Origin of the sequence: Streptomyces echinoruber (genome assembly GCF_014651135.1) — a bacterium.
GTDB classification, from domain to species: domain Bacteria; phylum Actinomycetota; class Actinomycetes; order Streptomycetales; family Streptomycetaceae; genus Streptomyces; species Streptomyces echinoruber.
On record NZ_BMWH01000058.1, the window covers coordinates 1 to 10,606 of the forward strand.

At 75.6% G+C, this 10,606-nt stretch carries 11 protein-coding genes; 7 read left to right on the forward strand and 4 right to left on the reverse strand.

Annotated features, from left to right (window positions below; genetic code table 11):
- Nucleotides 1–145: 145 nt before the first annotated feature.
- Nucleotides 146–1,054, reverse strand: a complete 909-nt coding sequence (locus IE225_RS32090; protein WP_190061189.1) for a universal stress protein — start codon at nucleotides 1,052–1,054, stop codon at nucleotides 146–148.
- A 522-nt stretch (nucleotides 1,055–1,576) separates the two neighbouring features.
- Between IE225_RS32090 and IE225_RS32095 the strand changes: the two genes are divergently transcribed.
- Nucleotides 1,577–2,779 (forward strand): globin domain-containing protein, encoded by a 1,203-nt coding sequence (locus IE225_RS32095; protein ID WP_190061190.1) that lies wholly within the window; start codon nucleotides 1,577–1,579, stop codon nucleotides 2,777–2,779.
- 130 nt (nucleotides 2,780–2,909) lie between these two features.
- Here IE225_RS32095 and IE225_RS32100 read toward each other — a convergent pair whose 3' ends face one another.
- The gene (locus IE225_RS32100) at nucleotides 2,910–4,649 is read right to left on the reverse strand and encodes a sensor histidine kinase (RefSeq protein ID WP_190061191.1); all 1,740 of its coding nucleotides are present in this window, start codon (nucleotides 4,647–4,649) and stop codon (nucleotides 2,910–2,912) included.
- 177 nt (nucleotides 4,650–4,826) lie between these two features.
- Nucleotides 4,827–5,522 (reverse strand): response regulator, encoded by a 696-nt coding sequence (locus IE225_RS32105; RefSeq protein WP_190061192.1) that lies wholly within the window; start codon nucleotides 5,520–5,522, stop codon nucleotides 4,827–4,829.
- 404 nt (nucleotides 5,523–5,926) lie between these two features.
- Here IE225_RS32105 and IE225_RS32110 point away from each other — a divergent pair, with 404 nt between their 5' ends.
- Complete coding sequence (locus IE225_RS32110; protein WP_190061193.1) at nucleotides 5,927–6,391, forward strand: pyridoxamine 5'-phosphate oxidase family protein; 465 nt, start codon at nucleotides 5,927–5,929, stop codon at nucleotides 6,389–6,391.
- 68 nt (nucleotides 6,392–6,459) lie between these two features.
- Here the strand turns inward: IE225_RS32110 and IE225_RS32115 are convergent, their stop codons facing one another.
- Complete coding sequence (locus IE225_RS32115) at nucleotides 6,460–6,900, reverse strand: pyridoxamine 5'-phosphate oxidase family protein (protein ID WP_190061194.1); 441 nt, start codon at nucleotides 6,898–6,900, stop codon at nucleotides 6,460–6,462.
- A 303-nt stretch (nucleotides 6,901–7,203) separates the two neighbouring features.
- Between IE225_RS32115 and IE225_RS32120 the strand changes: the two genes are divergently transcribed.
- From IE225_RS32120 to IE225_RS32140, 5 genes are all read left to right on the forward strand, one after another.
- Nucleotides 7,204–7,626 carry an STAS domain-containing protein gene (locus tag IE225_RS32120; protein ID WP_190061195.1) on the forward strand — a complete coding sequence of 141 codons (423 nt, stop codon included), beginning with the start codon at nucleotides 7,204–7,206 and terminating at the stop codon, nucleotides 7,624–7,626.
- A 184-nt stretch (nucleotides 7,627–7,810) separates the two neighbouring features.
- Complete coding sequence (locus IE225_RS32125; protein ID WP_190061196.1) at nucleotides 7,811–8,275, forward strand: cyclic nucleotide-binding domain-containing protein; 465 nt, start codon at nucleotides 7,811–7,813, stop codon at nucleotides 8,273–8,275.
- Between the two features lie 169 nt (nucleotides 8,276–8,444).
- Entirely contained in the window at nucleotides 8,445–9,437 is a 993-nt protein-coding gene (gene dhaK, locus IE225_RS32130) for a dihydroxyacetone kinase subunit DhaK (RefSeq protein ID WP_190061197.1), read from the forward strand.
- A 68-nt stretch (nucleotides 9,438–9,505) separates the two neighbouring features.
- Nucleotides 9,506–10,123, forward strand: coding sequence for a dihydroxyacetone kinase subunit DhaL (gene dhaL / locus IE225_RS32135; RefSeq protein ID WP_190061198.1), 618 nt, complete (start codon nucleotides 9,506–9,508; stop codon nucleotides 10,121–10,123).
- Entirely contained in the window at nucleotides 10,116–10,526 is a 411-nt protein-coding gene (locus IE225_RS32140) for a PTS-dependent dihydroxyacetone kinase phosphotransferase subunit DhaM (protein ID WP_190061199.1), read from the forward strand. The genes dhaL and IE225_RS32140 overlap by 8 nt, the downstream gene beginning before the upstream one ends.
- Nucleotides 10,527–10,606: the final 80 nt, after the last annotated feature.

The following is a 10,606-nucleotide window of genomic DNA, read 5'->3' on the forward strand; positions in this document are numbered from 1 at the left end:
GTCCCCCGCCGGCGGGGGACGGCCCGAACGCGCGTACCGCCGCCGTCTTCAAACGCCGGTGTCTCCTCCCGCGACCCGTACGAGTGGGGTACGGCCCGGGGGAATCGCCCGGCCGGCGAAAGGCCGGCCGGGGGCGGACGCGGGGTCAGTCGTGCGGGACGACGACGACCGGCGCGGCGGCGTGGTGCAGCACCGCGTGCGTGACGGAGCCGGTGTGCGGGCCGAGGGGCAGACGGCGGGTGCGGCGGCCCACGACGACCAGCGAGGCCTCGGGCGCGGCGTCGACCAGCTGCAGTGCCGGGGCGCCGCACCGGACGTCCTCGGCCACCTCGACGTCCGGGTACTTCTCCCGCCACGGCCGCAGCGCGGTGGCGAGCGCGGCCGCCTGCTCCTTCTCCAGTTCCTGCTGCAGCTCCGGGTCGGCGGGCAGACCGTAGGCGTAGTAGTACGGCGGGAACCAGCCGTGGAGGGCGCGCAGGGCCGTGCGGCGCCGGGCCGCCTCCTCGAAGGCGAAGCCGAGCACCACCGCGTCGGGCCGGCCGGTGTCGACCCCGACCACGACGGGCCTGAACGGCGTCGCCGCGGAGGGGATGCCGGCCGGGTCCGGCACATGCTCGTCGGCCGCCTGCTCCGCGGCCCGCACGAAGGCGACGGGGCCCCGCGCGTGCGCCGCGACGGCCAGACCGACGGAACCCACCAGGAAGCCTCCGAGGGCGCTCATGCCCCGGGAGCCGAGAACCAGCAGCTCCGCCTCACGGGCCTCGTCCGTCAGACAGGTCACGACGCTTCCGCCGCTGAGCTGCCGGGTCGCGATCTCCAGGCCGGGGTGGCGCAGCCGCAGCCCCTCGGCCGCCTCCCGCGGGATCCGCTCCGTCCAGTGCCGGTGCGTCTCCGCCCCCAGCAGCGGCGCCTGGGCCATGGCCGGCGGCACCGCCTCCCAGACGTGGACCAGCTTCAGCGGCAGACCGCGCAACTGTGCCTCGCGGGCCGCCCACTCGGCGGCGGCCCGGCTCTCGGGCGAGCCGTCGAGGCCCACCGTGACGGTGCGGGACATGATGTGTACCTCCTGCGGTCGGGGGATCACCTCCAGCGTCGGCTCCTGCGGGTCCCCCGGGCAGGGGCCGCAGGTCCCCGCCCGGGCCCGACCGGCCCCGCGGGGCCGGTCGGGCGGGGCCGCGGACCGTGCCCGGGCCCGCGGACCGCGCTCGGGCGACGGACCGGCGTCCCGGCGGTTCGGCGCCCGGCGACCCGGTACGCCGACATCCCGGTAGTCCGGCACCCCGGTAGTCCGGCACCCCGCACCACGGCGGTTCGGCGCCCGGCCGGCAGACGGCAGGAAGGCCCGTCCGGCTCTTCCCCACCACAAGCCGGACGGGCCTTCGCGAACCCCGCGGGGTCCCGCACCCCGCCAAGGACTCCGAGCGGCGGCCCGCGGCCCCGGGTTGGGCCGAAGGGCCCCGGACTCGTCCCCGTCAGGCCCTGGGACGGGCCGGGGCGCGGCCCTAGAAAGGATGCGGCCGCTCACCACGGGCGGCTTTCGCTCGTCCACATCCACACCCCGAGCCGGGAGGCTTCCATGCTGTCCGCAGAATCCGCCGCCGTCGTGGAGGCGACCCTGCCCGCGGTGGCGGGTGCTCTCGATGAGATCACCACCCGCTTCTACGGCACGATGTTCCGCGACCGGCCCGAACTGCTGGACGGAATGTTCAACCGCGGCAACCAGGCCAGCGGCGCCCAGCGGCGGGCCCTGGCCGGTTCGATAGCCGGCTTCGCGAGCGCCCTGCTCGCCCACCCGGACACCCGCCCGGACGCGCTGCTGGCCCGCATCGCGCACAAGCACACGGCGGTCGGCGTCACCGAGGACCAGTACACGATCGTGCACAAGTACCTGTTCGGCGCGATCGCCGACGTCCTGGGCGACGCGGTCACCCCAAAGGTGGCGGCGGCCTGGGACGAGGTGTACTGGCTGATGGCCGGCGCCCTCATCGCCCAGGAGGCCCGCATCTACCAGGAGGCGGGCGTCGCGCCGGGCGCGATCTGGCGGCCGTGGACCGTGGTGGAGCGCCGGGAGGAGACCGCGGACGTCGTGTCGTTCCTGCTGCGTCCCGCCGACGGCGGGCCCGCCCCGGCGGCGCGGGCCGGGCAGTACGTCAGCGTCCGGGTGCGCATGCCGGACGGGGTGCACCAACTGCGCCAGTACAGCCTGTCCTCCGACCCCGGCGGCGAGCTGCGCCGCATCACCGTCAAACGGGTGACCGGCACCGGCGGCGCCCCGGACGGCGAGGTCTCCACGCTGCTGCACGCCACCGTACGGGCCGGCGACGAGCTGATCGTCTCGGCGCCGTTCGGGGACGTCGTCCTCGACGAGGACGACACGCCCCTGGTGCTCGCCTCCGCGGGCATCGGCTGCACGCCCATGGTCGGCATGCTGGCCCGCCTCGCCGCGACCGGCTCCACCCGGCCCGTCCTGGTCCTGCACGCCGACACCTCCCCCGACCGGCACGCCCTGCGCGCCGAGACCCGGGAGCTGGCCGGCCGGCTGCCGCAGGCACGGACCGTGTTCTGGTACGAGCGGCCCGGCGCCACCGAACCGGACGCCCGCGTGGGCCTGATGGACCTGGAGGGAGTGGACATCCCCGCCGACGCCACCGTCTACCTGTGCGGCCCGCTGCCCTTCATGCGCGCCGTGCGCGCCCAGCTGCTGAACCGCGGGGTGGCGCCCCGCCGCGTCCGCTACGAGGTCTTCGGCCCCGACCTGTGGCTGCCGGACGCGGTCTGACGGCGACGGCCGCCGCCGGTGGCGTCGTCCTCGGAACCCCGTCGTCCTCGGAACCCCGTCGTCCCCAGAACCCGTCGTCCCCAGAACCCGTCGTTCTCAGGAGCCCGTCGTTCTCAGGACCCCGTCGTTCTCAGGGCCCCGAGGACGCCGCCACCGGCGCGTGCCACACGAGGCGTGTCCCGCCGCCCTCCGGGCGGTCGATCTCCAGGTCCCCGCCCAGCTCCCGGGCGCGTTCCGCCATGTTGCGCAGGCCGCTGCGGCGGCCCTTCGCGGGGATGCCCACACCGTTGTCGGTGACCGTCAGGCGCACCTCGCGTCCGTCGGTCTCCAGCATCACCTCGGCGCGGTCGGCACGGGCGTGCCGGGCGATGTTGGTCAGCGCCTCGGACAGCACCGCGACGACGTGGTCGGCGGTCTCCCTGGGCACGTGGGTGTCGAGCAGCCCCTCCATCCGCACGCTGGGGGCGAAGCCCAGCACGGGGGCGGCCTCGCCCACCGCGCGCACGGCGCGGGACCGCAGGCCGGGCGCGGTGTCGTCCTCCCGGGTGCGCAGGCCGAAGATGGTCGACCTGATGATCTTGATGGTCTCGTCCAGGTCGTCCACCGCCCGCCGCACCCGCTCGGCGGCCCCCGCGTGCTCGATGAAGCGGCCGGCGCTCTGCAGCGTCATCCCGGTGGCGAACAACCGCTGGATGGCGAGATCGTGCAGGTCGCGGGCGATGCGGTCGCGGTCCTCCAGGACGGCGATCTGCTCCGCGTCCCGGCGGCGGTCGGCGAGCTCCATCGCCACGGCGGCCTGCGCCGCGAAGCCCTGCAGCGGCTCGGTCTCCTTCTCGGTGAACTCGCCCCGGCCCGCCTCCCGCACCAGCAGCACGACACCCCGTACGCCGCCCTGACCGGATCCGACGGGGACGGCGACGGCCGGGCCGAGCCCGTCGAAACGCCGCGGGCCGGGCGAGACGCGCGCGTCCTGCGCGATGTCCGGGCTGGTCACCGGGGCGGCGGCGGCGAAGGCCCGGCCGATGAGGCTGTCCCCGACGGGCAGCACCAGTCCCCGGTGCGCCTCGGCCTCCCGGCCGATGGCCAGCTCCACGGTGAGCGCGTCGGTGTCCCGCATCGGCACCGCGACCACGGCCAGGGCGGCGCCGGTGATCTCCCTCGCGCGTTCGGCGATCAGGCCGAGGACCTCGGCGCGCTCGCTGCCGGACATCAGGCGGTGGGTGATCTCCGCGCTGGCCACCAGCCACCGCTCGCGCTGCCGGGACTCCTCGTACAGGCGGGCGTTGTCGATGGCCACGCCGGCCGCCACGGCCAGCGTGGACAGCACCGACTCGTCGTCCTCGTCGAACTGCGCCCCGCCGCGCTTCTCGGTCAGGTACAGGTTGCCGAACACCTGGCCGCGCACCCGGATGGGCACGCCGAGGAAGGTGTTCATCGGCGGGTGGTGCGGCGGGAAGCCGTACGACGCCGGATGCTCGGAGATCTTGGACAGGCGCAGCGGCTCGGGGTGGCGGATCAGCTCGCCCAGGATGCCGTGGCCCTCCGGGTAGTTGCCGATCCGGGCGATCTCCCCCTCGGTGACGCCGACCGTGTAGAACGCCGACAGCCGCTTGCCGTCCGCGCCGATCACGCCGAGGGCCGCGTACTCCGCGTCCACCAGGGCCGCCGCGGCCTCCACGATGCCGTACAGCACCTGTTCCAGGTCGAGTTCGCGGCCGACCGACAGCACCGCCTCCAGCAGGCTGTGCACCCGGTCCCGGGTGCCGCGGGCCGCGTCGAGGCGGGCCTGCAGCTCCTCCAGCAGCTCGTCCAGCCTCAGTTGCGGCAGCCGTATCCGTGCCTCCCGCGCCTCCTCGGCGCTGCTTCCCACCGTTTTCCTCCCAGTCCCCACCCAGTCCCCGCTGCGTGCCGGCACCGAACGGCCCGGTGCCACGGTATCGGCCGGGGAAGAGGGACGATACGGGATCACGCGGCCACCGGGCAGGCGGGCGGCGTACGCGCCGGGCACGCCCGCCCGGGAGCGTCCGCGCGGGCGTGGCGGGCGCGTTCAGCGGCGCTGCTCGTCCGGTCGCCGGCGGTCCTGCAGCCGGCTGGCGATGACGGCGGCCTGGACGCGGCGCTCCACGCCGAGTTTGGCCAGCAGGCGGGAGATGTGGTTCTTCACCGTCTTCTCCGCCAGGTACAGGCGCCGGCCGATCTGCCGGTTGGTCAGGCCCTCGCCGATCAGCGCCAGGATCTCCCGCTCCCGGTCGGTCAGGCCGGGCAGCGCCTCGGGCTCCTGCTTCTCCTGGCCGCCGCGCAGCCGCGCCATCAGCCGGGTGGTGGCGCTCGGGTCGAGCAGCGACTGCCCGCGCGCGACGGTGCGCACGGCCGAGACCAGGTCCGAGCCCTGGATCTGCTTCAGCACGTACCCGGAGGCCCCCGCCATGATCGAGTCCAGCAGGGCCTCCTCGTCGTCGAACGAGGTCAGCATCAGGCAGGCCAGCTCCGGCATCCGCGAACGCAGCTCCCGGCACACGGTCACCCCGTCGCCGTCCGGCAGCCGCACGTCCAGCACCGCCACCTGCGGGCGCAGCGCCGGGACGCGCACCAGGGCCTGCTCGGCCGTCGACGCCTCGCCGACCACCGTGATGTCCGGCTCGTCGTCCAGCAGGTCCCGCACACCCCGCCGCACCACCTCGTGGTCGTCCAGCAGGAACACGCGGACCGGGCCGTCGGCCCCCGTTCGCTCGCCGTCCACCATCAACTGCTCCTCGTCACGCCGGCACACCGGTCCACCAGTACTCGGGAACCGGCCCTCGGACCCCGATCCTGCCTCGTCACGGGCCTGTGGACCAGGGCCGATCGGCCCTGACCGGCCCGCTCTGGCCGGTCCGCCCCGCGGCACGTGCACCCCGGACGCGTACCCGGGGAGGCGGGACCGTCACTGCCCGGGCCGCCGCCCCGGCTCGCCGCCACGGCCCGCCGACCCGGGGCGGCGAGCCCGGTCTCCACGGGTCGTTCACCGGGGCCGAACGGCCCTGGCGCGGCGTCCTCCCACCGCGTTCGAATGATTTGATCGATCCCGGCAGGGGCCGCCGCCACACCGTCTCGGGCAGGACGGCGGCCCCTGCCGCGGTGCCACCCGCAGACGTACGGAAACCCGCCATGACCCTCGACCAGACCAGGTCAGTGCCCTCGGGCCCGCGCCGGAGCATCGAGCTCGACAGCGCGGAGGCCCTGCGGCTGCTCGGCAGCGTGTCCCTGGGAAGGATCGTCTTCACCCGGCACGCGCTGCCGACCATCCGCCCGGTCAACCACGTCCTCGACCGGGGCGACATCGTCATCCGCACCCACGAGGGCGCGGCCCTGACCTCCCACACCCGGCAGGCCGGCGCCCCGGGCGTGGTCGTCGCCTACGAGGCCGACTCCATCGACCCGGTCACCCACCTCGGCTGGAGCGTGGTGGTCACCGGCTACGCCCACCTCGTCACCGACCCGCGGGACCTGGCCCGGTACCAGGCCATGCTGCGGCCCTGGGTGCAGCACACCATGGACCACGCGGTCCGCATCCGCCCCGACCTCGTCAGCGGGATCCGGCTCACCGTGGCCGCGCAACACCCCGGCACGTGAGCGGGCGGGTGCGCCGGCGGCACCCGGCCCCGGGCGCACGGCGCTCCGGAACCGGCGGCGCCGCGCGCTCAGCCGGTGAGGTCCAGCCGGTACAGGGTGCGCCCGCCGGCCAGTTCCCGCCCCGTGACCAGTTCGGGCTCGATGCGGACGAACAGCTCCTGCCGCGAGGGCGCCCACGACAGCGGGCCGTCGCGGGTCAGCCGGTCGTGTTCGGCGGGGTCCGCCACGACCGTGGCCCGGCCGGTCACCACGACGCTCCATCCGGAGTGCGCGATCGGGTCCACCTCGTCCGCCTCGAAGGCGACCACGGCGCCGTCGACCGCGCGGGCCAGTTCGGAGCCGGCGGAGGTCCGCAGCACCACCGCGCCGTCGTCGTCCAGGCTGAAGTTCACCGGCAGGACCGCGGGCAGTGCGCTGCGCGTGTGCACGACCCGCCCGACGGGCGCCGTCGCGAGCAGGCGCAGGCACTCCTCACGGCCGAGTTCGCGGAATCCGTCGTTCGCGTACATGGCAATGACCGTCTTTCAGCTCGTGCCGCCGTGGGGGGACACCTCCCATGCTGGGCCGCCGCCCCGCCCACCGCGGGGGGCCGTCCGTCCCCGGAACGCCGCGAAAGGGCCCGTGTCGTGCCGGGACCGGGTGCCCCGCGCGGCACGCGCGGCCGGGGCACGGGACCCGGTCAGGGGCGCGGGCGGGCCGGGACGTGGCCCGGTCAGGGTCGCGAGGCGGGCCGGGACGTGGCCCGGTCGGGGCCGGTCACAGGGACCGAACGGCCCTTCCGGGCGCCCGGCCGGCTCCGTTTTCCTCTCCCCATGTCCCAGATGCACGCACGGCCCACGCCCGGCCGGACGGAGCAGACCGCCGGCACGACCCGGCTCGTCGCGGTGAGCGGAGAGATCGACCTGTTCACCGCGCCGCTGCTGGCGATACGCCTCGACGACCTGACCGCCGTGTCCCGCCCCGACCTGGTGGTGGACCTGCGCCCGGTGTCCTTCGTCGACTGCTCCGGGCTGGGCGTCCTGTGCCGGGCCCGCGTCCGCGCCCGGGCCCGCGGCGGCCGGATGCGGCTGGTGAGCACCAGCGCCTGCTTCCTGCGCCTGCTGCGGGCCACCGGGCTGGGCGGGGCGTTCGAGGTGCTGCCCCGTCCCCCCGAGACCGTCGAGCCCCTGGTGGTGGACCTCGGTTCCGCGTCCCTCCAGGGCACCGCGGCGCCCGTCCTCGTCCCATGGGCATGACCACCCGGCCGACGCCCGCCCCGCCCCGCGGGGCCTTTCCTCCGCGGGCCGTGGGGGAGAGCGGCCCGCCGCGGGACGAGCGGCCCGGCCGCGGGGCCGAGTGGCCCATGGCCGGGGCGCCGGACGCCGGGCCACCTTCGAAGTGCGGCACCGCCACCGTTCCGACGACCGCCCGGGAGGCGCCATGTACACCGCACCTGCCCCGACCATGCTGCGCGGGCTGCCGGCCGAGCACCGGCAGCGGCTGATGCGGACCGCGCGGGAGGTCTCCTTTCCGCAAGGAGCCCGCCTGTTCGAGGAGGGCGGCCGCGCGGACCGGTTCTGGGTCGTGCGCACCGGCACCGTGGACCTGGACATGCGGGTGCCCGGCCGCCGCGCCGCCGTCATCGAGCACCTCGGGCACAACGAGCTCGTCGGCTGGTCCTGGCTGTTCTCCCCGCACGTGTGGCACCTGGGCGCCGAGGCGGCGACCCCGGTGCGGGCCTGGGAGTTCGACGCCGCGTCGGTCCGCTCGATGTGCCGGGACGACGTGGAGCTGGGCCGGACGGTCGCCCAGTGGGTCGGTGACGTCCTGGCCCACCGGCTCCACTGCGCCCGGACCCGGCTGCTGGACCTGTACGCCCCCTACGGCGCCGGCAGCCTCCTCTGAAGGCCCGGCCGCCCGGTCGGACTGCCGATCCCGGCCGGACCCGGCCGGGCCCGCCGGTCCCCGTCGCCCCCTGCCGGCCGCGCCCGGCAGGGGTACCCTTCACCCCTCAGGGCCGATACTGCTGGTGGCAGGGCTCCAGCCGCCTCCGATCTCCCCCGGGGAGGAAGCCATGAGGATGCTCATCAACGTTCCGGAGACCGTGGTCGCCGACGCACTGCGCGGACTGGCCGCGGCGCACCCGGAGCTGACCGTCGACGTCGACAACCGTGTCGTGGTGCGGCGGGACGCCCCGGTGGCCGACAAGGTGGGCCTCGTCTCCGGCGGCGGCTCGGGGCACGAGCCCCTGCACGCCGGCTTCGTCGGTCCGGGCATGCTGTCGGCGGCCTGCCCCGGCGAGGTGTTCACCTCCCCCGTGCCCGACCAGATGGTGCGGGCCGCGGCGGCCGTGGACAGCGGCAAGGGCGTGCTGTTCGTCGTCAAGAACTACACCGGTGACGTGCTCAACTTCGACATGGCGGCCGAGCTCGCCGAGGACGAGGGCGTCCAGGTCGCCAAGGTGCTGGTCGACGACGACGTGGCGGTCACCGACAGCCTGTACACGGCCGGGCGGCGCGGTACCGGCGCCACCCTGTTCGTGGAGAAGATCGCCGGCGCGGCGGCGGACGAGGGGCAGCCGCTGGAGCGGGTGGAGGCGATCGCCCGCCAGGTCAGCGGCAGCTCCCGCAGCTTCGGCGTGGCGCTCAGCGCCTGCACCACGCCCGCCAAGGGCACCCCCACCTTCGACCTGCCGTCGGGCGAGCTGGAGCTGGGTATCGGCATCCACGGCGAGCCCGGCCGGGAGCGGCGGCCGATGATGACCTCCCGGGAGATCGCCGACTTCGCGGTGGACGCGATCCTGCAGGACCTGCAGCCGCGCAACCCCGTGCTGGTCCTGGTGAACGGCATGGGCGCCACCCCGCTGCTGGAGCTGTACGGCTTCAACGCCGAGGTGCAGCGCGTGCTGGCCGAGCGCGGTGTGGCCGTGGCCCGCACCCTCGTCGGCAACTACGTCACCTCGCTCGACATGGCCGGCGCCTCCGTCACGCTGTGCCAGGCGGACGAGGAACTGCTGCGGCTTTGGGACGCGCCGGTGCGCACACCCGCCCTGCGCTGGGGCATGTGACATGGCGGGGTATCCGCCGAACGGTGTACCCGTCGTACCTGTGCGCACCTGTCACGCAAGGAGATTCCGTGTTCGACGCCGACTTCTTCCGCCGCTGGATGGCGGCGACCACCGCCTCCGTCGACCGTGAGGCGGAGCGGCTCACCGCCCTCGACTCCCCCATCGGGGACGCCGACCACGGCAGCAATCTGCAGCGCGGTTTCCTGGCCGTGTCGGCCGCGTTGGAGAAGGAGGCGCCCGCGACCCCCGGCGCCGTCCTCGTACTGGCCGGACGGCAGCTCATCTCGACGGTGGGCGGTGCCTCCGGGCCGCTGTACGGGACGCTGCTGCGCCGTACCGGCAAGGCGCTCGGCGACGCCGCCGAGGTGAGCGCGGAGCAGCTCGCCCAGGCGCTGCGGGCCGGGGTGGAGGCGGTGATGCAGCTCGGCGGGGCCGCGCCGGGCGACAAGACCATGATCGACGCGCTGGTGCCGGCCGTGGACGCCCTCGGCGAGGGCTTCGCCGCGGCCCGGACGGCAGCCGAGCAGGGCGCCGTGGCGACGACGCCGCTGCAGGCCCGCAAGGGCCGGGCCAGTTACCTCGGGGAGCGCAGCATCGGGCACCAGGACCCGGGCGCCACCTCCTCGGCCCTGCTGGTCGCCGCGCTCGCGGACACCGCGGCCGCGAAGGAGGCGGCCGGTGAGTGACGACAGGGTCGTCGGGATTGTGCTGGTGTCGCACAGTCCCGATGTGGCCGCCTCCGTCGCCGAGCTGGCCAGGGGCCTGGTCGGGAGCGGTGCCGCGGTTCCCGTCGCACCGGCCGGCGGCGCCGAGGACGGCAGCCTGGGCACCAGCGCCGCGCTGATCGCCTCGGCCGCCCGCTCCGTCGACCGGGGCGCCGGCGTCGCCATATTGCCCGACCTGGGCAGCGCCGTCCTCACCGTCAGGGCCATGCTCGCCGAGGGCGACGTCCTTCCCCCGCGGACCCGGCTCGTCGACGCCCCCTTCGTGGAGGGCGCGGTGGCCGCCGTCGTAACCGCGTCGACGGGCGCCGACCTGGCGGCGGTGGAGGCGGCGGCGAAGGAGGCGTACTCCTACCGCAAGGAGTGACGGGCACCGCGGGGAACGGTGACACGGCCCGGCGCGGGGGCCGGGGGCGCGGCGGAGGCGGTGCCCCCGGCCCCCGCGCC

Bases quoted from the DNA above. Each gene is read 5' to 3' on its own strand.
- IE225_RS32090 (WP_190061189.1), bottom strand. From the start codon at position 1,054: ATGTCCCGCACCGTCACGGTGGGCCTCGACGGCTCGCCCGAGAGCCGG.
- IE225_RS32095 (WP_190061190.1), top strand. From the start codon at position 1,577: ATGCTGTCCGCAGAATCCGCCGCCGTCGTGGAGGCGACCCTGCCCGCG.
- IE225_RS32105 (WP_190061192.1), bottom strand. From the start codon at position 5,522: ATGGTGGACGGCGAGCGAACGGGGGCCGACGGCCCGGTCCGCGTGTTC.
- IE225_RS32110 (WP_190061193.1), top strand. From the start codon at position 5,927: ATGACCCTCGACCAGACCAGGTCAGTGCCCTCGGGCCCGCGCCGGAGC.
- IE225_RS32115 (WP_190061194.1), bottom strand. From the start codon at position 6,900: ATGTACGCGAACGACGGATTCCGCGAACTCGGCCGTGAGGAGTGCCTG.
- IE225_RS32120 (WP_190061195.1), top strand. From the start codon at position 7,204: ATGTCCCAGATGCACGCACGGCCCACGCCCGGCCGGACGGAGCAGACC.
- IE225_RS32125 (WP_190061196.1), top strand. From the start codon at position 7,811: ATGTACACCGCACCTGCCCCGACCATGCTGCGCGGGCTGCCGGCCGAG.
- dhaK (WP_190061197.1), top strand. From the start codon at position 8,445: ATGAGGATGCTCATCAACGTTCCGGAGACCGTGGTCGCCGACGCACTG.